24 protein-coding genes, 1 tRNA gene, 1 pseudogene and 1 riboswitch are annotated in these 24943 nt (G+C 58.7%); of the genes and pseudogenes, 17 read left to right on the top strand and 9 right to left on the bottom strand.

The window, feature by feature from the left end; translation table 11 throughout:
* Positions 1-79 precede the first annotated feature (79 nt).
* The 6 genes from RZ517_RS13215 to irrA all read right to left on the bottom strand — a co-directional run bounded on the left by RZ517_RS13215 (position 80) and on the right by irrA (position 5290).
* Positions 80-1300, bottom strand: a complete 1221-nt coding sequence (locus tag RZ517_RS13215) for an endonuclease/exonuclease/phosphatase family protein (RefSeq protein ID WP_338548661.1) — start codon at positions 1298-1300, stop codon at positions 80-82.
* A gap of 5 nt (positions 1301-1305) precedes the next feature.
* On the bottom strand, positions 1306-2283 hold the full coding sequence (locus RZ517_RS13210) for a threonine ammonia-lyase (protein WP_338548660.1): 978 nt from the start codon (positions 2281-2283) through the stop codon (positions 1306-1308).
* Positions 2280-3113 (bottom strand): alpha/beta fold hydrolase, encoded by an 834-nt coding sequence (locus RZ517_RS13205; protein ID WP_338548659.1) that lies wholly within the window; start codon positions 3111-3113, stop codon positions 2280-2282. Before RZ517_RS13205 ends, RZ517_RS13210 begins: the two co-directional genes overlap by 4 nt.
* Positions 3113-3796: a haloacid dehalogenase type II gene (locus RZ517_RS13200; protein WP_338548658.1), complete on the bottom strand. Its 684-nt coding sequence runs from the start codon at positions 3794-3796 to the stop codon at positions 3113-3115. The genes RZ517_RS13205 and RZ517_RS13200 overlap by 1 nt, the downstream gene beginning before the upstream one ends.
* A gap of 75 nt (positions 3797-3871) precedes the next feature.
* Positions 3872-4855 carry an NADPH:quinone reductase gene (locus tag RZ517_RS13195; RefSeq protein ID WP_338548657.1) on the bottom strand — a complete coding sequence of 328 codons (984 nt, stop codon included), beginning with the start codon at positions 4853-4855 and terminating at the stop codon, positions 3872-3874.
* 9 nt (positions 4856-4864) lie between these two features.
* The gene (gene irrA / locus RZ517_RS13190; RefSeq protein WP_338548656.1) at positions 4865-5290 is read right to left on the bottom strand and encodes an iron response transcriptional regulator IrrA; all 426 of its coding nucleotides are present in this window, start codon (positions 5288-5290) and stop codon (positions 4865-4867) included.
* 157 nt (positions 5291-5447) lie between these two features.
* Between irrA and fabA the strand changes: the two genes are divergently transcribed.
* The 6 genes from fabA to RZ517_RS13160 all read left to right on the top strand — a co-directional run bounded on the left by fabA (position 5448) and on the right by RZ517_RS13160 (position 10431).
* Positions 5448-5957, top strand: coding sequence for a bifunctional 3-hydroxydecanoyl-ACP dehydratase/trans-2-decenoyl-ACP isomerase (gene fabA / locus RZ517_RS13185; protein WP_317057549.1), 510 nt, complete (start codon positions 5448-5450; stop codon positions 5955-5957).
* 724 nt (positions 5958-6681) lie between these two features.
* Positions 6682-7911, top strand: a complete 1230-nt coding sequence (gene fabB, locus RZ517_RS13180) for a beta-ketoacyl-ACP synthase I (protein ID WP_338548655.1) — start codon at positions 6682-6684, stop codon at positions 7909-7911.
* A gap of 7 nt (positions 7912-7918) precedes the next feature.
* The gene (locus RZ517_RS13175) at positions 7919-8710 is read left to right on the top strand and encodes an enoyl-ACP reductase FabI (protein ID WP_338548654.1); all 792 of its coding nucleotides are present in this window, start codon (positions 7919-7921) and stop codon (positions 8708-8710) included.
* Positions 8711-8812: 102 nt separating this feature from the next.
* Positions 8813-9127, top strand: a complete 315-nt coding sequence (locus RZ517_RS13170; RefSeq protein WP_338548653.1) for a hypothetical protein — start codon at positions 8813-8815, stop codon at positions 9125-9127.
* Positions 9128-9311: 184 nt separating this feature from the next.
* Positions 9312-9812: a twin-arginine translocation pathway signal gene (locus tag RZ517_RS13165; protein ID WP_338548652.1), complete on the top strand. Its 501-nt coding sequence runs from the start codon at positions 9312-9314 to the stop codon at positions 9810-9812.
* Between the two features lie 28 nt (positions 9813-9840).
* Positions 9841-10431, top strand: a complete 591-nt coding sequence (locus RZ517_RS13160) for a ferric reductase-like transmembrane domain-containing protein (protein ID WP_338548651.1) — start codon at positions 9841-9843, stop codon at positions 10429-10431.
* 44 nt (positions 10432-10475) lie between these two features.
* Here RZ517_RS13160 and RZ517_RS13155 read toward each other — a convergent pair whose 3' ends face one another.
* Positions 10476-11345 (bottom strand): hypothetical protein, encoded by an 870-nt coding sequence (locus tag RZ517_RS13155; RefSeq protein WP_338548650.1) that lies wholly within the window; start codon positions 11343-11345, stop codon positions 10476-10478.
* A 110-nt stretch (positions 11346-11455) separates the two neighbouring features.
* Here RZ517_RS13155 and miaB point away from each other — a divergent pair.
* From miaB to RZ517_RS13100, 11 genes and pseudogenes are all read left to right on the top strand, one after another.
* A pseudogene (miaB, locus tag RZ517_RS13150) lies at positions 11456-12783 on the top strand (tRNA (N6-isopentenyl adenosine(37)-C2)-methylthiotransferase MiaB).
* A gap of 245 nt (positions 12784-13028) precedes the next feature.
* Positions 13029-13574: an OmpA family protein gene (locus RZ517_RS13145; protein ID WP_422395541.1), complete on the top strand. Its 546-nt coding sequence runs from the start codon at positions 13029-13031 to the stop codon at positions 13572-13574.
* A gap of 11 nt (positions 13575-13585) precedes the next feature.
* Entirely contained in the window at positions 13586-13891 is a 306-nt protein-coding gene (locus RZ517_RS13140) for a hypothetical protein (protein ID WP_338548649.1), read from the top strand.
* Between the two features lie 143 nt (positions 13892-14034).
* On the top strand, positions 14035-15018 hold the full coding sequence (locus RZ517_RS13135) for a PhoH family protein (protein ID WP_338551157.1): 984 nt from the start codon (positions 14035-14037) through the stop codon (positions 15016-15018).
* Positions 15019-15098: 80 nt separating this feature from the next.
* Positions 15099-15587: an rRNA maturation RNase YbeY gene (ybeY, locus tag RZ517_RS13130; protein ID WP_338548648.1), complete on the top strand. Its 489-nt coding sequence runs from the start codon at positions 15099-15101 to the stop codon at positions 15585-15587.
* 37 nt (positions 15588-15624) lie between these two features.
* A complete protein-coding gene (locus RZ517_RS13125) occupies positions 15625-16512 on the top strand; it encodes a hemolysin family protein (RefSeq protein WP_338551156.1) in 888 nt (295 codons plus the stop codon).
* A gap of 3 nt (positions 16513-16515) precedes the next feature.
* Complete coding sequence (gene lnt / locus RZ517_RS13120; protein WP_338548647.1) at positions 16516-18045, top strand: apolipoprotein N-acyltransferase; 1530 nt, start codon at positions 16516-16518, stop codon at positions 18043-18045.
* A 38-nt stretch (positions 18046-18083) separates the two neighbouring features.
* Positions 18084-18131, top strand: a riboswitch (SAM-SAH riboswitch).
* A 4-nt stretch (positions 18132-18135) separates the two neighbouring features.
* Positions 18136-19302, top strand: coding sequence for a methionine adenosyltransferase (metK, locus tag RZ517_RS13115; RefSeq protein ID WP_338548646.1), 1167 nt, complete (start codon positions 18136-18138; stop codon positions 19300-19302).
* A gap of 76 nt (positions 19303-19378) precedes the next feature.
* Positions 19379-20104 (top strand): tRNA (guanosine(46)-N7)-methyltransferase TrmB, encoded by a 726-nt coding sequence (trmB, locus tag RZ517_RS13110; protein ID WP_338548645.1) that lies wholly within the window; start codon positions 19379-19381, stop codon positions 20102-20104.
* Positions 20105-20165: 61 nt separating this feature from the next.
* Positions 20166-20255, top strand: a tRNA-Ser gene (locus tag RZ517_RS13105).
* Positions 20256-20356: 101 nt separating this feature from the next.
* Positions 20357-20719, top strand: coding sequence for a cupin domain-containing protein (locus RZ517_RS13100; RefSeq protein ID WP_338548644.1), 363 nt, complete (start codon positions 20357-20359; stop codon positions 20717-20719).
* Here the strand turns inward: RZ517_RS13100 and RZ517_RS13095 are convergent.
* Entirely contained in the window at positions 20716-23805 is a 3090-nt protein-coding gene (locus RZ517_RS13095) for an efflux RND transporter permease subunit (protein ID WP_338548643.1), read from the bottom strand. The genes RZ517_RS13100 and RZ517_RS13095 overlap by 4 nt on opposite strands.
* Entirely contained in the window at positions 23802-24896 is a 1095-nt protein-coding gene (locus RZ517_RS13090) for an efflux RND transporter periplasmic adaptor subunit (RefSeq protein ID WP_338548642.1), read from the bottom strand. The genes RZ517_RS13095 and RZ517_RS13090 overlap by 4 nt, the downstream gene beginning before the upstream one ends.
* Positions 24897-24943 lie beyond the last annotated feature (47 nt).

Below are 24943 nucleotides of genomic sequence, written 5' to 3'. Positions count from 1 at the left end.
AACGGGGCCGCCGCCCCTAAAGTTAATTTGTTTAATAAAAAGTAAGGGTAGAGTAGCACAAAACTGGTTTCTGCCAAAGTCAGCTTTTGTTTTTCGCGCCGCGCATCCGAACATGCGCCATGATTTGCCCGTGATCAGAGGCCAATTTGTTATACGGCGCCTCGGGATGCGAGCCGTCAGTGAGGTGATCGTTGAACACACTGAAATACCCCATTTCGCCCTCGCGGTCAGGGTTGTCGGGCTGAAAATGGCGCGACATGAAAATCTGGTCGATGCTCTCATAAACCCCGCCGAAGGCCGAGGTATAGACCATGTCGCGCAGGGATTTGCGCACAAAGAGCTTTTCCGCCGAATGCAGGCGCACGGCCTCGATGTCCTTGGTGATCTGCTTGCTCTCTTCCTCGGAATAGCGGTCGGAATATTCCTTGGCATCATGCCGCAGCATCCAGGCGTAGTTTTTGAACGGCGTCTCGCCGGTGATGATTTCGGTTGAGACGGCGTGTTCCCCATCGTTGAAATCGCCAAGCACCATCACGGGATGCCCGGCTTTCAATTCGGCCACAATTTCGCGCCTGAGCACCCAGGCTTCGGCCATACGTCGCAACGCGGAGCGCAGTGAGCCGAGCGCGCGGCCGACGGGGTCATAGTCGGTCAGGTTTTCTTCGGGTGCAAAATCTGCGCCCTCGGGTCTGATGTGCTCGCCCAATTTGGATTTCAGGTGACAGTTGAACACGGTCACAGATTGCCCGTCTACAGGGATACGCGCCTTCAGGATCGGGCGCGACAGGCGGCGCAGCGTATAGTGCCCGGCGTCCTTGTCGCCCTCCATGCCGCGCAAGGTTTTGAAGGGAATATGCAAAGGTTTATCAAGATCTTGCAGAACTTCGGGGCGCCCGTCAAAACCTAGCCGCGACAGGATCGCGACGCCCGGTCGCCTGCGACCTGCCTCGCCAGTGTCAGCGGCGTTGGGGGCAAAGGCCAGGCTGGCATCATCATAGGGCGTTACCGCCAGCTTGCGGAAAATTGCTTTGCGATGATAGCGCTTGGATTTGTCCGGGATGCTAGCGTCATTCAGCGCATGGGCGCGGCGCGAGGTTTCCTCGATCACATCGCGCAGCGCGTCTTCCTCGAAAATCTCCTGAAACCCGACGATATCGGCATCCAGCGTCAAAAGCTGATCTGCAAGCCAGTCTTTCTTCCAGGCATATTCCTCGGGCGAGTAGGTCTGGAACTGGTAATATTCCTTCTCCGCGCCGATGAGGTTTTTGACGTTGAAAGAGGCGATGGTGAAGTCAGTCATACTCTTTACCTTGTGTGTTGAAGGGCGCGTTCAAACATCGGCGCATCTACATTGCCACCCGAGATGGTGCAGATCACCGTATCGGAGTTCAGTTTATCTCCGTGGAAGAGCGCGGCGGCCAGCGCGGCGGCACCGCCGGGTTCGGCGATGACTTTCAGCCGTTCATAGGCGTGCGCCATGGTGCGCAGGCAGTTGTCTTCGCTGACGGCTATGCCGGGGCCGACGAGGCGTTTGAGGATCGGAAAGGTAATCTCACCGGGGGCAGGGGTCAGGATGGCGTCACAGATATTGCCGGACATCTGGTTGTTGGTTTCGATATGTCCTGAGAGCAGCGAGCGTTTCACATCATCGAAACCTTCCGGTTCCACCGGGCGCACCTTCAGCCCCGGCGCGTCCGCTTCGCAGGCGAGCGCAATGCCAGATGTCAGTCCGCCTCCGCCGCAACAGACCAGCACCTCGGCTTCATGGATGCCAAGCTCGGCGGCCTGTTCGGCAATCTCCAGCCCGCAGGTGCCTTGCCCGGCGATCACCTGCGGCTCGTCATAGGGACGGATGAGCGTAAGCCCGCGTTCAGCCTGCAGCGTATCTCCCAAAGCTTCACGACTTTCGCCGCTGGGGCGATCGTAAAGCACCACTTCGGCGCCCAGAGCACGGGTATTTTCGATTTTGATCTGCGGTGCGTCATTGGGCATGATGATCACCGCAGGCACATCAAATTCACGCGCTGCCAGTGCCACACCCTGGGCATGGTTGCCGGATGAAAACGCCAGAACTCCCTTGGCGCGGGTGGCCGCGTCGAGGGCTGAGACAGCCGAGCGCCCACCGCGGTATTTGAAGCTTCCGGTGTGTTGCAGGCATTCGGGTTTCACGAATACGCGTCGCCCGGCGATCTCATCCAGAAAGGGCGATGACAAAAGCGGTGTGCGCCGCGCATGGCCTTTTAGACGCTCTGCGGCGGCGCGGATCATGGTGATATCGGTCATTTGGTGGCATCCAAAACTTGGTGAATGGCTGAGAGCGCCTCAGGCTCGTCGAGAAACGGCACATGACCCCGGTTGGGCACGGTCACGGCAATCAGGTCAGAATGGCGAGCTTGCATTTTCTCAAAGGTTTCAACGGATAAGAGGTCGGAGTTCGCGCCGCGAATGGCGGCAAAAGGCAGGTCTTTCAGCCCATCGAAAAGCTGCCAGAGGTCTGGGGCCTCTCCGGCCCCCGCCTGACCGATCATCGCATCGCGCAGCTTGGCGTCATAGCGCAAAGCGACCCCGCCGCCCGGCGCATCGGCCCACATGAATTCCGCCTGTTCCCGCCAGCGGGAGAGCGGCACATCAGGGAAACCTTCAGCGTGGCCTGCATGCAGCGCCTCGGCGGCGGCATCGAGAGAGACAAAGGGGGGCGTTTTGCCCACGTAGTCCATGATCCGCTCAATGCCGATGGGGGCGACTTCTGGCCCGATATCGTTGAGCACGACGCCGTTCATCCGGCCCGGATGCGTGACCGAAAGCGCCATGGCAATGAGCCCGCCGCGCGAGGTGCCGATAAGCGTGAAGCGGTCAATCCCGAGGTGATCCATCAGCTCAATCGCGTCCTGACCTTCGCGCAGGATGCTGTAGCTCATGAAGTCCTCGGCGTAGTCCGATTTCCCGCGACCGCGGTAGTCCATGCGGATCACGCGGTGGCCCGTCAGATGTGGCATCAGATAGGTGAAGTCCGTGACATTTCGCGTCAGGCCAGCAAGACACAGAATCGGCGCGCCCTGACCTTCGTCTTCGTAGTAAAGCGAGAGGCCATCGGATGTGGTGAAACGCGGCATCAGACCGCAAGCTCCGGAATGGTGGTCAGGTCAGAGAGGAAGTGGTCCGGCCTCGCAGGCAATCGGTCAACTGGTTCGGACGCGCGGTTGACCCAAACCGTGGTGAACCCATACCCTGCCGCCGCGCCTGCGTCCCAGCCGTTTGACGATACAAAAAGCACGTCTTCCTTGGCGCAGCCAAAACGCTGCCCCACAAGGTCATAGACCACCGAGGCCGGCTTGAAGATCCCCACGCTTTCCACGGAGAGTACATCATCAAGCACATCGCCGATCCCTGCCGATTGCACCGCGCCATTGAGCATTGCGGGGGAGCCATTGGAGAGGATCGCGGTGTTCATGCCTTTGTCTTTGAGTGCATGCAGCATGGCGGGCACTTCCGGATAGGCCTCCAGCTCCCAATAGAGCTGCAACAGGCGGTCGCGCAGGGTGGGGTCATCCGCCAACCCTTCGGCCTCAAGCGCCCAGTCGAGACCATCCTGTGTGACATCCCAGAAATCCGTGTGTTCATCCATCACCGCCCGCAGCCAGGTGTATTGCAACTGTTTCAGCCGCCAATGCGATGCGATGGCGGGCCAGTGTTTGGCAAAAGCTTCACGTCCCGGTTCAGAGGCCACGTTGCGGGCGGCGGCGGCGACATCAAAAAGCGTGCCATAGGCGTCAAATACGCAGGTGGTAATGGGCATGGTCCCTCCGCAGGTCGGGGTTTGTCGGCAGAGTGGCATGTCTGGGTCGGGGGGAAAGCGGGTTTTGCCTGACGTTCAGAGGCGCAGCAAAACCGACCCGCGCCGACCGGGTTGCATGACGCGGTCATGGGCAGTGGCACAGTCCTTCAACGGCAGGGTTGTGTCGATGGATGGGGTGAAGGCCCCGTCGGTCATCGCCCTGTGCAAACGCTCAATCGCGGCGGTGCGTTCGGGCGCAGGCAGGACGTAGATCAGCGTGATGTCGATCTTGAGCGCCTTGAAGAGATAGGGGCCGAACGGCATTTCCGGGGTCATTGCCTTGCCCGAGCCGTAGGTGGCGATGGTGCTGAGTGGTTTCATGACCTCAGCCAGAAGGCCCGCGTTTTGGCCAAATTCGACTTCCACCGCGCGGTCGATGCCGCCGTCGGACGCATCCATGATCTGCGCGGTCAGATCGGGATCAGCATAGTCCAGAACCACATCCGCACCGGCGGCTTTGACATACTCGGCTGCGCCTGCTGAGGCCGTGGCGATCACCTTCGCGCCGCCCCATTTGGCCAGTTGCACCGCGTTGTGGCCGACCGATCCGGCGCCGCCAGAGATCAGCAAGGTTTGACCTGCGATATCGCCACCACCGAAGACAGTGTGACAGGCGGTCAGACCGGGAATGCCAAGTGCTGCGCCGGTTTCCAGAGAGATGCCATCCGGCAGCGGGACGGCCTGATCGGCTGGCAGGGCGATATATCCTGCCGCAGTGCCAAAGGGGCGCTGCCATTGACCATTCCAGATCCAGACCCGCTCACCAATACGGCCTTCGGATACACCGTCGCCCACGGCTTCGATCATGCCAGAGCCATCCGAGTGCGGGATGATGCGCGGGAAGGCGGGTTTCGTAACGCCAGGCCGCGCACCTGCGCGGGCTTTGGCATCAGACGGGTTCACACCGGAGAAAGACACCCGCACAAGGACTTCGCCCGGAGCCGGGGCGGGGGGCTCTATATCACCGAGCACCAGCACATCTTGGGCTGATCCAAAGACCTCATAGCTGATGGCACGCATGTTAATTGTTTAGGAGGCGGTGCGGCGCAGGCGGATGACCACATCCACGCTGGCGATCTCGGCCCCTTCGGGCGCGTCCGGCAAGCGCGAAATCTGCAACTGATCCGCTGGAGCATCGGTCAGGCGCTCTTCGCCTTCCCAGAAGAAATGCGGGTGGTCATGCGTGTTGGTGTCAAAATAGCTTTTTGAGCCGTCGACCATGACTTCCTGCAGAAGCCCCGCGTCACAAAACGCACGCAATGTGTTGTAAACCGTGGCCAGTGACACCCTTGCACCGGTTTTCTGCACCGCCGTGAACAGGCTTTCTGCTGTGACATGGCGATGCTGCCCGTCGCCGATCAGCAATGCGGCAAGTGCCACACGTTGCCGCGTGGGGCGCAACCCGGCCCCTGAGAGCCATTCTGATCCGCGTGTTTCAGCTTTGGTGATCGACATGTCACTTTCCTTTTACACCGCACAATATAGGGTCTGACTCGGTACAATTTCAAACACTTTCGACCACGCAACGTGCGGTGGTCGGGCTTGCGTGCGGGTTTTCCTCGGTGCTAGAGGAACAAAGAACGCAATTGACGACCCAGAAAGGGCCTTACTCATGGCCAACTACCCGAGCCGTTTCGACAAAGACGACCTGCTGAAATGCGCGCGGGGCGAGCTTTTTGGCCCCGGGAATGCGCAATTGCCTGAGCCGCCGATGCTGATGATGGACCGGATCACCGATATCAGCGGCGATGGCGGGGCGCATGGCAAGGGCCATGTGGTGGCCGAGTTTGATATCAAACCTGATCTTTGGTTTTTCGACTGTCATTTTCCCGGCAATCCGATCATGCCGGGCTGTCTTGGGCTGGATGGGCTTTGGCAGCTCACCGGCTTCAACCTCGGCTGGCGCGGCTGGCAGGGGCGCGGTTATGCGCTGGGCGTGGGGGAAGTGAAGCTCACCGGCATGGTGCGGCCGGATCGCAAGATGCTGACCTATTACGTGGATTTCACCAAGGCGGTGCAGACCCGGCGTTTGACCATGGGTGTCGCCGATGGGCGTGTAGAGGCTGATGGCGAGGTGATCTACCAGGTCAAGGACATGAAGGTGGCGCTGAGCGAGAGTTGAGGGGATTCATCAAACCAAAAGTCGCCTCAACCAAGTTTGTTTATCTCACCAATAAACTCCTTAAGAGTTTTCGGCCAAGTTTTGTGAAACTTGCCGAAGTATGCTTCGATTTCTGGAAACTCCAGAATTGAGCAGGCAATGCTTTTTTCATACGGAATTAGTTCAAGTCCGTCTCCGTCCCAACCACCCCAAAAGACTATGGTAAGTTGGTGTGAGCCGTCAGGTCGCGAAATCCTCCAGAGAGCGGTTTGTTGAGAGTCTTCGACAAGATTCTCACTCAAGATCACCCAATGCGATTTTTCTAGGGCGGGTCGTACTGAGTTAATATGTGCCAAGCTCACTTAGGATCTCTTTTCAGACTTGGTTCAGGTGTGGATGTTATGAGCTTCGGTCAAAGAAACCAATAGGTGTCGTCTAGGTGAGAATAGCGCCTTAGAGTTTCAACCACCTCAACCAAGCACGGAATCAAGGCGCGGAACGCGCCGCCGTGCCAGCGACGGACCGGCCCGTTTGGGCCGTCGCTTTGTTAACGTAGGCGTGCCGATTATTCGTTAGGGGAGTTTGGCTGCGATAAAGTGCTGCCGATCAAAGCGTAGCCGCGCCGTCCCCCGGTCCGCCGCTGGCACGGCTATCATTTCGCGCGTTGCCTTCCCCTCTGCCTAACCGCTTGCCCCCCATCACCGGCTGTCCTACACATGTCCTGACCAACCAAGGGGAGAGCGCAATGCGCCGTGTCGTCGTCACAGGCTTGGGGATTGTCTCCAGCATTGGCAACAACGCAAATGATGTTCTGACCTCTTTGAAAGAGGGCAAATCCGGCATCACCGCCAATGAGGCGATGGCTGAGCACGGTTTTCGCAGTCAGGTGGCCGGGGCGCTTGATATCGATGTCACCGCGCATATCGACAAACGCGCTTTGCGATTCATGGGGCCGGGGGCGGCCTATGCGCATATCGCCATGCAACAGGCGATTGCCGATGCGGGGCTGGAGGAGGGTGAAATCTCAAACCCCAAAACCGGGCTTGTGGCGGGATCGGGTGGGCCATCCACCTCGGCCATGCTGGCGGCGCATCAGGCGGTTCTGAAATCCGGGGCGACCAAGCGGGTTGGTCCCTTTGCTGTGCCGAAAACCATGTGTTCGACCGTGTCGGCCAATCTCAGCACGGCGTTTAAGATCAAGGGTATCAATTATTCCATCACTTCGGCCTGTTCGACCTCACTGCATTGCATTGGCAATGCCGCTGAACAGATCATGATGGGCAAACAGGATGTGATGTTTGCTGGTGGCGGGGAAGAGTTGGACTGGACGCTCTCATGTCTTTTCGACGCCATGGGCGCGATGAGTTCGAAATACAACGACACGCCAGAGCGCGCGAGCCGTGCCTTTGATGCGGATCGCGATGGGTTCGTGATCTCGGGTGGCGGGGGCATCGTGGTTCTGGAAGATCTGGAGCATGCCAAGGCGCGCGGTGCGAAAATCTATGCCGAGGTCACGGGTTATGCCGCAACGTCCGATGGCCATGACATGGTTGCCCCTTCGGGCGAGGGCGGCGAGCGGGCCATGCGCCTCGCGCTCAGCCAACTCGGCAAAGAGCGCAAGGTGGGCTATATCAACGCCCATGGAACTTCGACGCCGGTGGGCGATGTGGGTGAGGTGGAGGCCGTGCGCCGCATCTTTGGCGAAGGCCATGTGCCCCCCATCAGCTCCACCAAATCCATGACGGGGCATAGCCAAGGGGCCACAGGCGCGCAGGAGGCGATCTATTGTCTGCTGGCGCTGCACAATGATTTCATCATCCCGTCGATCAATGTCGACACGCTTGATCCCGGCATTCAATCGGCCGAGATCGCGACAAGCCGCGTGGACGACGCGGGCCTTGATACGGTGATGACCAACAGTTTCGGTTTTGGCGGCACGAATGGCTCGATGTTGCTGAGCAAGTTTGACGGATAGGACACCCATGATGCACTCAATGAAAGGCAAACGCGGCCTGGTCATGGGCGTCGCCAACGACCGCTCCATCGCCTGGGGGATTGCCAAGGCGCTGCATGATGCAGGGGCAGAACTGGCCTTCTCCTATCAGGGAGAGGCCTTTGCCAAGCGGGTTGAGCCGCTGGCGCAGTCGCTGGGGTCTGATATCCTGATGGATGTGGATGTGACGGATGATGCTTCCATAGAGGCTGCCTTTGAGCGCTTGAGTAAGCGCTGGCCGACGATCGATTTTGTAGTCCACGCCATTGCCTTTTCCGACAAGACTGAGCTGTCGGGACGGTTCCTCAATACCACGCGCCCTAATTTCAAGCATTCGATGGATATCTCGGTCTATTCCTTCATCGAGGTGGCGCGTCGGGCCTATCCGCTGATGAAAGAGCAGGGTGGCACGATGCTCACGCTCACTTACCAAGGGTCGAACCGGGTTGTGCCCAATTACAATGTCATGGGCGTGGCCAAGGCGGCACTGGAGGCGACGACACGGTATTTGGCCAATGATCTGGGACCGGACAAAATCAGGGTCAATGCGATTTCACCTGGCCCGATGAAAACACTGGCCGGTGCAGCCATTGGCGGCGCACGCAAGACATTCCGTCACACTGAGGAAAATGCGCCGATGCGGGCCAATGCCACGCTAGAGGCCATCGGCGGCACGGCGGTGTATCTGGCGTCTGATGCTGGGGCCTGTACCACGGGCGAAGTGATCCGCGTGGATGGAGGTTATCACGTGCTGGGCATGCCGCAGCCCGAGAATCTCTGAGCTTCAAAGGCGCGTTTTTGGCGGATATTTCGGCATGGGTTTGTCGCGATTTGGACAGTGGATTGCCCCAATCTTGCCACTTAAAACGGTCATAGTGGCACCATGACTGCTGCTGCTAGACAAGAAAATACGCGTGCTGACATCAATAAGGCACGGTCCGTTCGGGCCAAACGCGCTGCGACTTATGTGCGCGCGGGTCTTATCATTGCGGTGATGGCGGCGGCGTGGCAAGAACGCGCGTTTTGGCCTTTCCTACATGACCGGATGCAGCTGACCTATGATTTTGGTATGAACCTTTATGACAATTCGGCCGATGCCCGCGGTCAGATCGCGGCGTTGACCGGATTTGACAATCAAAGCTCCAGCAGTGGCAGCAACAGTGCGATTGTCGACACGCTGAAGCGCCTGAGCGAATAACGCTTTTACATCTTTCTGAAAAAAATGGCTCCATGTAGCCCGTTTTCGGCTGAACTCGGCTGATCAACTGAGAGATCGGTCACGAAGCTTTGACTTCGCCTCCTGACGAAACTTTTGTGACATGGCTCGGAATAAAGCGCGTTTGCGCTAAGTTCAGGTTTCAAGCGCAGAAGGAGACATACCCATGAGCACGCCACGTCTGACACGTCGATATGTCCTCGCTGGTGGTGGCGCAGTTGTCGCAACGGGCGCATCCGGCCTTGTGGTGCCGGCGCGCGCGCAAGGGCTGGCGCCAACGCCAACCATGCCCGGGGGCGCAAACAACTACTATCCTGGCGCGCCGATTGTTGAGCGCATTGGCCGGGGCGGGTTTCTGATGACTGGGTCCGTGCGCCGCGCCGGAGATGGCGCGCCTCTGGCAGGGCGACGCATCCAGATGTGGGCGCATACGACCGAGGGACATGAGCGCGAACCGGAAAGCCATGGTGCCACGCTTACGGATGCGAATGGCGCGTTTCACATGGACATGCCGCAAATCGTACCTGCCTTTGGCCAACCGCATGGGCATCTGGCCTATGATGCCGAATTTGACGATGCCTCGTTTGAGACGGTGTTTCTGCGGCCCATCATGGCCAGTTCGAGCGATACCACGCTGCATGTTGAGTTCGTGTTGAAACAAGTGTGAGCCGGGCCATCGTATCGCCTTGCCAATCATGCGTGCCACTCTGATTTGGATTGCCGTTGGACTGGCCGTTGTCGTGCCTGTGTTGGCCGCAACGCAGAGTCCGCTTCTGGAATGGCGCGAGCCGGTTTACATCATAGCGGGGTTTGCCGGTATTCTGGGACTGGCTCTGATGTTGTTGCAACCGTTATTGGCGGCAGGGGTGCTGCCGGGACTGCGTGCAGTGACTGGGCGGCATGTGCATCGTTGGGTCGGTTCCGGGCTGGTTTTGGCCGTCGCAGTACATGTGGTCGGACTTTGGATCACAAGCCCGCCGGATGTCATCGACGTGCTGCTCTTCCGGTCGCCCACACCGTTCTCGGTCTGGGGCGTTGTCGCGATGTGGGCTGTGTTTCTGGCGGCGCTTCTTGCACTTCCGAGAAAGCGCCTTCGACTTGGCCCCAGGCTTTGGCGCCGGGTACATACCAGCCTTGCCGCCGTGATTATCACCGGAACGGTGGTCCATGCACTCTTGATCGAAGGGGCGATGGAACCCATCAGCAAATGGGCGCTTTGCATACTTGCGGGTGTGGTTTTCTTAAAGGCCGTCGTGGACCTGCGCATCTGGGCGCGGCGGCGTTAAAGCGTTTCGCGATAAACCTGACTCGCAGATGATCGCGAAACGCTTTAGAACCACTGGCCGGGTTCCATGAGACCCAGATCCAGCAATTGCCGCGAATGCCACTCGAACTGCGTTGAGTTATGCCATTTGAAGGTCTCGATATCGAAGGTTGAACCGGGGTTACACTTGAGCGCTTTGGCGGCGCGGAAAGAAATCACAGAGGCTGTGACATTGTGGTGCCAGGGGCAGGCATAGGTGTTGTATTCCTCGTCGTTGAATGTGTGATCGGGGCGCATCACAAGGCCTGGCTTGGCCCGGAACAGCGATATCCGGTCAATCTTGCGCCGGTCTTCTGGGATGTGTTCCTCATAGCGCCAGCGCAAACCGCCGAAGAAATTCAGCTGACGTTCCTTTGGGTGGTTGTGATTGTCCGGGTCATTGCGTGCCAGAGCGTAGTAACCGGACTTGTCCAGATGCGCGTCTTCCAGCGACACGGCATTGGGATGCTTGTTCAAATCGCCAGCATAGACATCCACCACGTAGGACAGCATCGCATCGCGCCGCTCTTCGAAATGGAATGTCAGTAACTCGCCCACGGTACGGGTCTCGCAGAACGGGTAGAACAGGTATTCCGCGTTGAAGCAGAAATAGAGCCATTGATTGTTGACCGCCGGAATCACTTGGTTGATCAGGTCCACATAGGAAGCGTCGTGGGTGACATTGTATTCGATGCGGTGCACTTTGCGGGCCACATCATCTGCCAGCTTGAAATCCTTTGGCATAAAGCTCAGAACTGACTTGAACCCGCAATCAAGGTGATGACGCAGCGTGGTGTCGACTTCGACCTCGTCTTCGATGAAAATCAACGCAATCGGCCCCTTGGCAAGTGCCTGGGGCTTTGCATTCAGGAATGTCGTCAGATCTTCGTGCTGCATGTCGATGTCTGCTCTTTTTTCGCAAGGTCGAACAAAACGCAGCGCATTGCAAGACATGGGTGATTTGATGTAGGCAGGCGCCCTGAAACCGCGACAAAGGTGAGCGTCACATGTCCAAGCCCAAACGGCTTTATATAAAGACCTACGGCTGTCAGATGAATGTCTATGACAGCGAGCGCATGGCCGAGGCCATGGGGGGGCGGGCTATGTCGAGACGGACACGCCCGATGACGCGGATATGATCCTTTTGAATACCTGCCATATTCGCGAAAAGGCGGCGGAAAAGGTCTATTCTGAGTTGGGCCGGTTCAAGGGGTTGAAAGAGGCCAAACCAGATCTGAAGATTGGCGTGGCGGGCTGTGTAGCACAGGCCGAGGGGCAGGAGATCATGCGCCGTCAGCCGATGGTCGATCTGGTGGTCGGCCCGCAAAGCTATCACCGCCTGCCTGAGCTTGAGGCGAAAACGCAGACGGGCGGCAAGGCGCTCGACACTGAGTTTCCGGTGGACGACAAGTTCGACACATTGCGGCACCGGCCCAAAGCCAAGCGCGGCCCGACGGCGTTCCTGACGGTGCAGGAAGGCTGCGACAAGTTCTGCGCCTTCTGCGTGGTACCCTATACGCGTGGGGCCGAGGTGAGCCGCCCGGTGGGTCGCATCGTGGAAGAGGCGCGCGATCTGGTGGAACGCGGCGTGCGTGAAATCACGCTGCTTGGTCAGAATGTAAATGCCTATCACGGGGCAGGTCCGGATGGGGCGGACTGGTCTTTGGCCAAGCTCATTTGGGAACTGGACAAGGTCGACGGGCTGGAGCGCATTCGCTTCACCACGAGCCACCCCAATGACATGACGGACGACCTGATCGAGGCGCATGGCACCTGTGCCAAGCTGATGCCCTATCTGCATTTGCCGGTGCAATCGGGCAGTGACCGGATTTTGAAGCGGATGAATCGCAGCCATACTGCGGAAAGCTATTTGCGGCTTATCGAGCGCATTCGCGCAGCGCGGCCCGACATTGTTCTGTCTGGTGACTTCATTGTGGGGTTCCCTGAAGAATCCGAGCAGGACTTTCAGGATACGATCGACCTTATCGAGGAAGTGAAATACGGCTATGCCTATTCCTTCAAATATTCCACGCGCCCGGGCACCCCGGCGGCTGAGCGGGATCAGCTGCCAGAGGACGTGAAATCCGAGCGGCTGCACCGCTTGCAGGCGCGCATCACCCATCATCAACGCGCCACGCAGGATGCCATGGTGGGACGGACTGTGGGGGTTCTGTTTGAAAAAGAGGGGCGGCTTCCCGGTCAGATGGTGGGCAAATCCGATTACCTGCATGCGGTGCATGTTGCGGATGCAGATGTGGGCGTAGGCCACCTCGCTCAGGTAGAAATCATTGATAGTGGGGCAAATTCTCTGGCGGGGCGGATCGTTCGATCGTGATCCAAAGCGTTCGAGCGAAAACTTGGACCAAAGCGTTTGGGCGAATGCCTTAGAAGCGGTGGTGTGACGCTTACACATCGCTTTATTCTGCGACCTCAGCGGTAATGACTACAAGATATGGTGTTTTTTCTTTCCTTGTGAGGCAAGTTTGTTAATCTTGCGTCCAAACTAAAAGGCTACGTACTGCCAAACGTGCTTTTCTGGGGGACAGAATGACGACACAGACCATAAGGACGCGCCATGCAATGCGAGCCGTTTTCTTTGGCTTGGGTGCGGCGGTTTTGGTCGCGGGGGCGATGCCAAACGCGACTCTGGCGCAATCCACGCAAAAAGGCGAACGTTATGTGCCCACAATCTGGGTCGATCCAGATGGCTGTGAGCACTGGGTGATGGATGACGGGACCGAAGGGTTCATGACCCCGCATGTCAATCGCCAAGGCAAGCCGGTCTGTCACAGGGGCATCGTGTGCGGTGTGGTCAGCACCGATCAGATGTTTGCCACCAACAGTGCGCGCATCAGCAACGCAGGTCAGATCAGGCTGGCCAAGTTCTTCCGCACGGCAGATGCCAAGTCTTTCATCATCACAGGGCACACCGATAGCCGGGCGTCTGATGAGTATAATCTGGACCTGTCTTTGCGCCGGGCCAATGCTGTGGCGCGTGTGGCGTCGGGCGTTGGGGCGAAAATCACCGATGTTCGGGGTTATGGAGAGCGCAACCCCACAGCGACAAATGCCACAGCGGCAGGTCAGGCCAAGAACCGCCGCGTTGAAATCACATGTGTGCGGTAAAGGGGCAGGGCATGACATTTTTAAAATTTATAGCGGCACTGCCTTTGATCGGCGCGCTGGGTGCATGCGGTGAACTGGGCACGAAGGCGGATAAGACCGTCGACCGCGGTTTTGACAGTAAACATCTCAGTGAACTTAAGGCGGGCATCTGGATTGACCCGAATGGCTGTGACCATTGGATCATTGACGACGGGGTTGAGGGGTATCTCTCACAACGGTTGGATCACGATGGAAAACCTGTCTGTTCCGGAGCCGGAGAGCCCAATACGGCGGTTGGTCCATTCAAATCTGGTTCGTCTGTGGCGGATTCGGTCTGAGTTCAGCGAACGGTCATGCATTTGGCGTATTTCGGAGCAATCACTTGAGCCGAAACCAGCCGGGCTTGCACATGGTCGTGCAACTTGGCACCATCACCCCGAATCCGCTCACAAGGGAGCTCTGATTGGCCACACATGTGCTGATGCCGTCTAACGATCCGAACGCCATTGATGAAACCGTCATCGAGTTTCCTGACAATTTCCTGTTGATCGACCTGTGCGGTGAATATGACCGTAACCTGGCTGATATCGAGAAATCGCTGGGCGTACAGATATTGCGCCGGGGCAACCAGCTTGCCATCATCGGGGATACCGACAGTGCCGACGCGGCGCGGGACGTTCTGATGTCACTCTACCAGCGGCTGGAAGAGGGGCGCAGTGTTGAGCCGGGCGATGTGGACCGCGAGCTTCGCATGGGCAATTCCGAGGCCGCGCCCGAGAATGGTGATCAGCTTGAGATGTTCAAAGGCGGGCGGGTTGAGATCAAGACCCGCAAGAAGCCGGTGGAGCCTCGTACCGATGCCCAGAAAGCCTATGTGAACGCGCTATTTACCAATGAGCTGGCGTTTGGGATTGGTCCTGCGGGGACGGGCAAGACCTATCTCGCTGTCGCGGTAGGTGTCAGCATGTTCATCGAAGGCCATGTGGATCGCATCATCCTCAGCCGTCCTGCCGTAGAGGCGGGGGAGAAACTGGGCTATCTGCCTGGAGATATGAAGGACAAGGTCGATCCCTATATGCAGCCGCTTTATGACGCGCTGAACGATTTTTTGCCGGGCAAACAAGTGGCGAAACTCATTGAGGAAAAACGCATCGAGATTGCTCCACTGGCCTTTATGCGGGGGCGGACTTTGTCCAACGCTTTTGTGGTACTGGATGAGGCGCAGAACGCCACGTCGATGCAGATGAAGATGTTCCTGACGCGTCTGGGCGAAGGCAGCCGCATGGTGATTACCGGGGACCGGTCTCAGGTAGACCTGCCGCGCGGGGTAACCAGTGGGTTGCATGATGCGGAGCGCCTCTTGAAGGACATTCCCAAGATCGCGTTCAACTACTTCACCGCCAAGGACGTGGTGCGCCATCCGCTGGTGGCGGCCATTATCGAGGCTTACGATGCGGACGCGTGACGCAAGGGCGCATTTTCTTGCAAGAAAATGGTCTGGAAAATTGCAATTTTCCAACTGCGCTTCGGTTGACGTGTAGGGCAATGCCAGTGGATGTCGTTTTGGAAGATGACCGCTGGTCTGCCGTTGATCTGGCGGAAATGGCCCAGCGTGCTGCGCTGGCAACGCTCACCCATCTTGACCTTGACCTGCAAGGCTTTGAAATATCGCTTTTGGCCTGTGATGACACGCGTATTGCAGCGCTCAATGAGGATTTCCGCGACAAACCCCAACCCACGAACGTCCTGAGCTGGCCCAGTGCAGAACGTGGCGCGGCGGTCGATGGGGCAACGCCGCCTGCGCCGGATTCTGCCCAAGACACAGAGCTGGGCGACATCGCCATTGCCTATGACACCTGCCTGCGCGAAGCAGAGGCGGCGGGCAAGCCGATGGCCGATCATGTGACGCATCTTATTGTTCACGGAATTTTGCATTTGCTGGGCTATGACCACGAGCGTGACCTGGATGCCACCCTGATGGAAGGACTTGAGGTCGAAATACTTGGCAAACTGGGTCTACCTGACCCATATTGAGCGTGTGAGGGGCAAACCCTTTTTCGAGAAAGTGACAATGGGCGACAGTAACGAAGGATCCTCTACCGCAGCGCAGGGCGCGCAATCGGTAGATCACGACAGCGACGATCACCAGAGCGGTTTTTTCAGCAGGCTCTTTGGCGCGCTGTCCCCAAATGACGAAACAGAGGCGGATCCCGAGCAATCGGATCAGGTCATGGCGACCACAGGTCTTGGTCTTGGCAACCTGCGGCGCTTGTCGGTTGAGGATGTGGCCATTCCTAAGGCAGACATAGTATCTGTCTCGGCGACCTCAAACAAAGATGAACTGGTCCAGACCTTTCGCGACAGCGGTCTCACGCGGTTGCCGGTCTATGAGGGCACGCTGGATACGCCCATTGGGTTTGTGCATCTTAAGGATTTTGCCCTCAAGCACGGCTTCAACGGCGGCGGGCGGTTTTCTATGAAGAAAATGTTGCGGCCGCTTTTGTTTGTGCCGCCTTCGATGTCCATTGGCGTTCTGTTGCAAAAGATGCAGGCCGAGCGGCGGCATATGGCGCTCGTGATTGACGAATATGGTGGTGTGGATGGCCTCGTGACCATTGAGGACTTGATTGAACAGGTCGTGGGTGAAATTGCCGATGAGCATGACGTGATCGAGGGGCAGTATTGGACCCAGGAAAAACCAGGCTGCTATATGGCACTGGCCAAAACACCGCTGGATGAGTTTGAGGCTGAGATTGGCATGTCGCTGACCGAAGTGGAAAAGGTCGATGAGGAAGAGATCGACACGCTTGGTGGGCTGGTGTTCATGCTTTTGGGCCGGGTGCCGGTGCGCGGCGAGCTCGTAGAGCATCCCAATGGCATCGAAATTCAGGTGGCCGAGGCAGACCCGCGCCGTATTCAGCGGCTGCGCGTGCGCCTGCCAGAAGGGGCCGAGGGCTAGAGCATGACAGACATGGTCGCGCGCCTTCAGCGTTTCAGCGAAGCGCGGCGGCTTTATCGGTTCGCCGGTCTTGGTGTGCTGGGTGCGTTGGCGGCTTTGGGGCAGGCGCCCTGGAATCTATGGCCGGTTACTTTTCTTGCCCTTTCTGTTGTCTATGGTCTTTACACACACGCTCCGGATTGGCGGCGCGCGGCCACTATCGGGTTTTGGGCCGGGGCAGGGTATTTTGCACTCTCACTCAGTTGGATTGTCGAACCTTTCTTCGTTGATGCTGTACGCCACGGTTGGCTGGCACCATTTGCAATCCTCGGCGTTAGCTTCGGGTTTGCGATCTTCTGGGCGCTTTCCTTTGGCGTAGCGCGCGCTTTGGGGGGCAGTGCATTGGCGTGGATCGGCGCATTTACTGCGTTTGAGGCGCTGCGCGGCTGGTTGATGACCGGCTTTCCGTGGGCGCAGGTGGGGCATGTCCTGATCTATACGCCCTGGCTTTATTGGGCCTCCTGGTCCGGGGCGCTGGGCCTCATCCTGTTGGTTTTGGTCGGGGCGTCTGCGCTTTGGTACGTATTCGCAGGGCGACGCTTGATCGGAGGCTCTGCTGTTCTGGTCTTGGCATGCCTATTTGGTTCAGGCGCCGCGCTGACTCCTCCACCAACCATCTCTGACCAGATGGCCGATGCACCCATCGTGCGGCTGATACAGCCCAACGCACCACAACACGAAAAATGGGACCCTGACAAAATGCAGGGTTTCTATGACCGGCAAGTGGCCTTCACAGCTGAGCCCGGTGAGAACGGGCGGCCCGACATGGTGATCTGGCCTGAAACTGCGCTTCCAGTATTGCTCAACCATGCGGATGAGACGCTGGCCGCGATTGCGATCGCAGCACAGGGCAGTGAGGTGGTTTTGGGGTTGCGGCGGCTCGAAGGCGATCGGATTTTCAATTCGCTGATCTTTATGGACGGTGCCGGCAAACTCGCGGGGCTGTATGACAAGCATCACCTTGTTCCTTTTGGGGAATTCATGCCTTTGGGCGGATTGCTCGCAAAATTTGGAATCAAGGGGCTGGCGGCGGAAACCGGCGCTGGTTTTTCATCAGGCCCCGGCGCGCAGGTGCTTGAGATGGGGTCGATTGGAAAGGCGCTGCCTTTGATCTGCTACGAGGGTGTCTTTGCGCGCAATATCCTCTCGGCTCCGGAACGTCCCAATGTGCTCTTGATGATCACCAATGATGCCTGGTTTGGAAAAGTGTCTGGTCCGTATCAGCATCTGGCGCAGGCGCGGTTGCGCAGTGTAGAGCAGGGCCTGCCCATGGTGCGCGCGGCGAATACGGGCGTGTCGGCTGTCATTGACGGGGCGGGGCATATTCTGGCGGAAATTCCATTGGGCGAAGCGGGTTGGATAGACGCGCCTTTGCCGCCTGCTTTGGCAGCGACACCTTATTCCAGATTGGGTGATCTGCCTTTTGTTGCGCTTGCCTTGTTGCTCTGCGCGATGGGGACCGCAACGCACGCCCGCCGTAGCAATTCGTTTTAGGCGTTGACCAACAATCCTGCGCTGCATATGCAGGCGTTTGACCGTCACAACGGCTTCCTGGCGTGGCGGATTTTTTGAATGGAGCAATCTATGTCCCGAAAGAACTACGTGTTCACCTCTGAGTCCGTGTCAGAGGGACACCCAGATAAGGTCTGCGACCGGATCTCCGACGCAGTATTGGACGCCTTTTTAGCCGAAGAACCCACGGCACGTGTTGCATGTGAGACCTTTGCCACAAGTGGTATGGTGGTTGTGGGTGGCGAAGTCGGCCTGTCCGATCAGGAACGGTTGAAAAACTACATGGGCCGCATTGGCCAGATCGCGCGCGATTGCATTCGCGACATCGGCTATGAGCAAGAGCATTTCCATTGGAACACCTGCCATGTGCTCAATTTCTTGCATGAGCAGTCTGCCCATATCGCCCAAGGTGTGGACAAGGACGGGGCAGGCGACCAGGGCATCATGTTTGGCTATGCCACAACCGAGACCGAAGCGTTGATGCCCGCACCGATTCAGTACAGTCACGCAATCCTGCGTCGTCTGGCCGAAGTGCGCAAATCCGGCAAGGAGCCTACACTGCGCCCCGATGCCAAAAGTCAGATTTCGCTGCGGTATGAGGATGGCGTGCCGGTTGAGGTGACGTCCATTGTTCTGTCGACCCAGCATGAAAGCGAAGATCAGACCAGCGATGACATTCGCGCTATTGTTGAGCCTTATATCCGCGAAGTGCTTCCTGCGGAGTGGATCAGCGACAAGACCGAATGGTGGGTGAACCCCACAGGCACATTTGTAATTGGCGGCCCTGACGGGGATGCGGGCCTGACCGGGCGCAAGATCATCGTTGACACCTATGGCGGTGCGGCCGCGCATGGCGGTGGCGCGTTTTCCGGCAAGGACCCGACCAAGGTGGATCGCTCAGCGGCCTATGCAGCACGGTATCTGGCAAAGAACGTCGTTGCTGCCGGCATGGCCGAACGGTGCACGATTCAGCTCTCATATGCGATTGGCGTGGCGAAACCTTTGTCGATTTACGCCGAAACCTATGGCACAGGGGAAGTTGCCCCAGCTGAAATCGAAAAGGCGGTCGCAGAGGTGATGGATCTGACGCCACGCGGCATCCGTGAGCATCTGGGTCTCAACCGCCCGATCTATGAACGCACAGCAGCTTATGGCCATTTTGGTCGTGAACCGGAGGCCGATGGTGGCTTTAGCTGGGAAAAGACCGACCTAGTTGAGAGCTTGAAGAAGGCTGTGTAAGCTTTGTCAATAAATGCACTTGGGCCGTCTCAATCCGTAGGCGGCCCTTGTTTCTTCAGACGAGACATTTGACGCAATGTCCAATCCAAAAAACACCGGTTCCCATCCTTCCGGCGCGCCCTGGCGAAATTTCTATGGCCGGTTCAAGGGTAAGCATCTTCGGGACAGCCAGAAGACCTATCTGGATGAAGATCTGGCCGCACTCTCGCCGGGCGCCGTGGATTGGGACGTCAATCCGGACCGAACGCCGCTCGATTTGAACCACCTTTTTGGAGACAAACCTCTTTGGCTGGAAATCGGTTTTGGCGGCGGTGAGCATATGGTGCATCAGGCTGCCCTTAACCCGGATGCGGGGTTTATAGGCTGTGAGCCCTACATCAACGGTGTGGCGATGCTTTTGGGTAAGATTCGTGAAAGTGGTCAGAGCAATATCCGCATCCATCCCGGTGACGCGCGGGACATGTTTGACGTGTTGCCAGCGCAGAGTGTCGCGCGGGCCTTTCTGCTTTATCCTGACCCATGGCCCAAAAAGCGCCATCACCGGCGGCGGTTTGTAACATCAGAGCATCTGGAACCCTTGGCGCAAGTGATGCAGCAGGGCGCTATTTTCCGCGTGGCCACGGATATTCCGGATTATGTGCGTCAAACGCTGGAAATGGTGCCAAAACATAGATTTGAGTGGCTGTGTGAAGGTCCCGAAGACTGGCGGCAGCCATGGGATGATTGGATTTCCACACGCTATGAGCAAAAGGCTCTGCGCGAAGGGCGTGTGCCGCATTACCTGACATTCCGCAAAGTATAGACCGCCGCTTTGGAAAATCCGCTTGAATTGCGCACCGCACGGGCGCTAAAGAGGTCGCGCCGGAGAGGTGGCCGAGTGGTCGAAGGCGCACGCCTGGAAAGTGTGTAGGCGGGAAACCGTCTCCAGGGTTCGAATCCCTGTCTCTCCGCCAGAATTCCCAAAATTCTATTTTCCAAGCGCCCCGCGAATTGGTTTGCGTCGGAGCCTCCGGCGGGGATATTTTGGGCAAAAAGAAAGCTGGGAGACTTGGCGATGAAACCAATTGAAGCGCATCAGCGGCGGGTGGCGAATATCCGGGATGCATCCGCGTTTGAGGCATTTGATGATGAGATCGAACCGGGCACATCGATGCTCAAGCTCAACACGGAACTGCCGCGGGATGTGGGGTTTTACATTTACAAAATGGATCCCGGATCAAGTTCGACCCCGCATCAGCATGGCGGGGCGGAAGAGTTTCTGATGCTCGAAGGTGAATTGATCGACAATGACGGGACCGTGTATCGGCAGGGGGATGTGGTCTGGCTGGCGCCGGGGACTGAGCATTCGTCGCGCACGGAAACCGGATGTTTGATTGCTGTATTTGCTGAAGGTGAGGAATCTGCGCCTCAAGGCTAAAGTGCGGCGGGCTTCTCGCTCAGCTCTGCTTCCAGACGACGCTCCAGCGCGCCCTGGGGTTTGGTGAAGCGCGCCAGAAGGTCGTACAGCACCGGTGTGACGACCAGCATCAGTAGACTGGCCAGCAAGAGTCCTGCGACAATCACCGTACCAATCGCCTGACGGCTTTCGGCGCCAGCGCCCGTGGCTAAGACCAGCGGCATGGCCCCCAATGCGGTTGAGATCACCGTCATCACAATGGGCCGCAGGCGCAGGACAGAGGCACGGATCACAGCCTCGCGCCGCTCAAATCCTTCGCTGCGCAGTTGGTTGGCAAATTCTACGATCAGGATGCCGTTCTTGGCCACAAGGCCCACCAACAGGATGATCCCGATCTGGCTATAGACATTGAGCGTCAGCCCCCCGATGGCCATGGCATAGATTGCCCCTGCGATACCGGCGGGCACCGTGAGCATGATTGTCACCGGATGCACGAAACTCTCGAATTGTGCGGCCAGCACCAGAAAGACGATCAGCATAGCCAGCGCCAGCACAAGGCTGATGCCTGCCGAGGTGTCTTTGAATGTCCGCGATTGCCCAGAATAGCCAAGCTTGGCTTCCGGCGGCAGGATCTCAGCGGCGGCGTCTTCCACGGCGCTGAGCACATTGCCGAGACTGGCACCGGGGGCCAGCGAGCCGGAGAGCTGGATCGAGGGTAGGCGGTCAAACCGGCGCAGGGACGGGGCCGCAGCGTTTTCCTCCAGTGCCACCAGAGCGCCCAGAGGCACCAGCGTCTCTCCGTCGCCCGCCCGCACAAAGATATTCGCGATGTCCGATGGTGTGCGGCGCTGGGTACCTTCGGCCTGCAGGATCACCGGGTATTCCCGGCTTTGACTGACAAAACCGGTGACCTCGCGCGAAGCCAGCATGGTCTGCAGCGTGTTGGCGATGGTTTCCACGGATATGCCGAGGTCGTCGGTGCGCTGGCGGTCGATGCGGACATCCAGCTGTGGCAGGTTCTGTTCAAAGTTGATGTCGGGATCGACCAGCCCGTCGATCTCTTTCGCGCGCTCCAACAGGTCCTGAGACCAGTCCTTGACGCTCTCAAAATCTGGGCCGCTGATCACCACGCGCACAGGAGTGGAATTGCCGCGCAGGCCAAGCCCGGCTGGCGTGACTGGGAAGCCCCGCGCAATCGTGACCTCGTCAATCCGCTCGCGGATCTGGTCGACAACGTCACTGACCGGAACATCGCGCTCTTCCCATGGGGCAAGCCGGAAGACGACGAAAGACCGGTAGGCGCGATTGCCCCATCCGGTGAAGGTGAACACCGTTTCGATCACGCCTGTTTCGCGGATGGGTTCCAGGATTTCCTCAACCTGTCGCGCGGCGAGGTCGGAATGGGCGACTGTGCTGCCTTGTGGTGCAGTCAGGGGCACAAAGCCAACGCCACGGTCCTCACGCGGGGCCAACTCGCGCGCAAGGTCCTGATAGAAGAGTGCCGCACCCGCGGTGACACAGCCGCCAAGCACGATCACCACGAGCGGCATGGCCACAGCGCGTGTGAGCAGGGCCTCATAGGCTTTCTGGGGCCAGGTGCGGTGATCCGGAGCGCGTTCGGTGCCCTCGCGGCGCGCACGTAGAACCTTGGAGGCCAGCGCCGGGCAGGCGGTCAGCGCGACAAAGGTTGAAATGGCCACGGTTCCCGCCATGACCCAGCCAAACTCGATGAACAGACGACCGACCTGTCCGGGCATGAACGAGAGCGGCACGAACACAGCCATAAGCGTGAGCGAGGTGGCAATGACCGCAAAAGTCACCTGTCGCGCGCCACGATAGCTTGCGACAAGCGGGGTTTCCCCCAACTCAATGCGGCGTTGGATGTTTTCCAGCACGACAATGGCGTCGTCTACCACCAAGCCGATGGCCAATAAGAGCGCCAAAAGTGTGAGCGTGTTGAGCGAAAAGCCCCAGGCGGAAATCAGGATGAAACAGCCCACCAACGAGACGGGGATGGCAATGGCGGGCACCAGCGTGGCGCGCAGGGAGCGCAGGAAAACGAGGATCACAAGCACCACAAGCGCCAACGAGATGGAAAGCGCAATCAGCACTTCGCGGATTGAGGCCCCGACGAAAAGCGCGTCATCAGAGCCGACAATGATTTCCATGCCTTCGGGCAAAGTCGGCGTGATGGCGTCAATCTCGGCACGCACGGCATTTGAAATAGCAAGCGTATTGGAGCGGCTTTGGCGCAGTACGGCGATACCGACCGCATCACTGCCATTGGTGCGCACAATGGTGGTCTCGTCAGACACACCCGGTTCGACCCGCGCCACATCACGCAGGCGCACGGGATAGCCCGCCACCCGGTCGATGACCAGATCGCGAAAGTCCTCGATGCTGCCCAGGCGGCTGTTGAGGCGTACCGAAAGCTGGCGACTGTCGGATTTCACCTCGCCGGCGGGGAGTTCGATGTTGTTGCGCCTGAGGGCCGTCTCAATATCCGCGACTGTGAGTTTGCGCGCTGCCAGCGCGCGGCGGTCGATCCAGATGCGCACGGCAAAAGGGCGTTGACCGTAGATGCGTAGGGTTGACACCCCCTCGACGGTCGAAATCCGGTCGGCGATGAACCGGTCGATGTAGTCCGTGATCTCGGCGGTGGTCATGCGGGTTGAGGTGATGGCCAGACGCATCACCGGGTCGGCATCGGCGTCGGATTTGATGACCCGCGGCTCCTCGGCCTCTTCGGGCAAGCGGCCGCTCACGCGGGAGACCGCGTTGCGCACGTCGGCTGCGGCCGCGTCCAGATCGCGGCTGGCCTCAAATTCGATGGTGATGCGTGACCGTCCAGGGCGCGAGCCGGAACTGATCGACCGGACACCGTTGATGGTCGCCAGCGCCCCTTCCAGCGTTTCAGTTATGTCAGAGTCGATCACCTCGGGCGCGGCACCCACATAGGTGGTGTCAACAGAGACAACGGCATTGTCCACATCCGGCAATTCGCGGATCGGGATCGACTGTAGGGCGGCAAGGCCAAAGACAAGGATCAATAGGCTGGCCACCGCCGCCAGAACCGGGCGGCGCACGGCCATGTCCGACAGCCTCATGAGTCGCCATCCTGCGCCGCGGTGCCTTCGTTCCCTTCGGCTTTGATCACCACAGTTGATCCATCGCGCAGGCGTGCAAGGCCGCGAATGGCTACGATGTCGCCTTCTTCAAGACCGGACAGGACGGCAATACGCCCATCGCGGCGCGGCCCTGTGGTGACCGAGACCCTGCGGGCCTCTTCGCCTTCGATTAGAAACACGTAAGTGGCGGCGGCCTGAAATACGATGGCCTCTTCGGGCACGGTTAGCGCTTCCAGCTCGGACAGGATCAGCGTCAGGGACATGAACATGCCCGCCGGCAAGAGGCCTTCCGGGTTGGGGATCACCGCGCGTGTGCGGAAGGCGCGTGCGATCGGGTCGATACGACTGTCGACGGCCTCTATCCGGCCTTCGAACCGTTTGTCCGGGAAAGCCGGGCTGGTGGCTGTGATGGCAAGGCCAGTGTTAACCCGGCCAAAGAGCGTTTCCGGCAGGGAAAACTCAAGCTCCACCTGGCTCAGGTCATCAAGCCGCGCGATCATATCGCCGGCCTCGATGCGCGCTCCTGCGTCGATCTCGGAGAGGCCAACGATGCCGTCAAACGGTGCGTCAATGGTGCGATTGGCCAGCCTTTGACGGGCGCGCTCCAACGCGGCTTCGGCCTCGGCCAGACGTGCTGTGGCCTCTTCCAGCGACGCCTGGCTCACAGCGCTTGTGCTTAAAAGCCGCTTGATCCGGGCCAACGCAAGCTCTTGCTCAGTCATACGCGCGCTGGCTTCGGCCAGATCGGCGCGCTCAATGGTTTCATCAAGTTTTACAAGCACATCACCTTGTTTGACCTTGGCCCCCGGCGTGATGTTGAGGGTTACGACACGACCCTCGTCCTCAGGCACGATCTCAATCGAGCGCAGTGCGCGCGTGGTGCCCACGGCCTCGACCGTTTCAGAAATCCGGCTTGTTTTGGCTTCGGCCACTTCTATCGTCACCGGGCGCGGGGGGTCCTCTGCTTCAGCCTCCTCAGGAGGCAGCAAGTAGGTGCGATAGCCCTCGTACCCGCCATAGGCGAGCCCTGCGAGACAGCACAGGATCAAAAGCTGTTTGACTACCGACATCCGGACCTTCCCCAAGGCCGCACCCAGAGCGTGGCGTGCTGCGAAAA

It is taken from the genome of Roseovarius sp. S88 (assembly GCF_037023735.1).
Taxonomy (GTDB): Bacteria; Pseudomonadota; Alphaproteobacteria; order Rhodobacterales; family Rhodobacteraceae; genus Roseovarius; species Roseovarius phycicola.
Note: the sequence above shows the minus strand (reverse complement) of the source record. Positions and strands in the feature narration are given on the sequence as shown.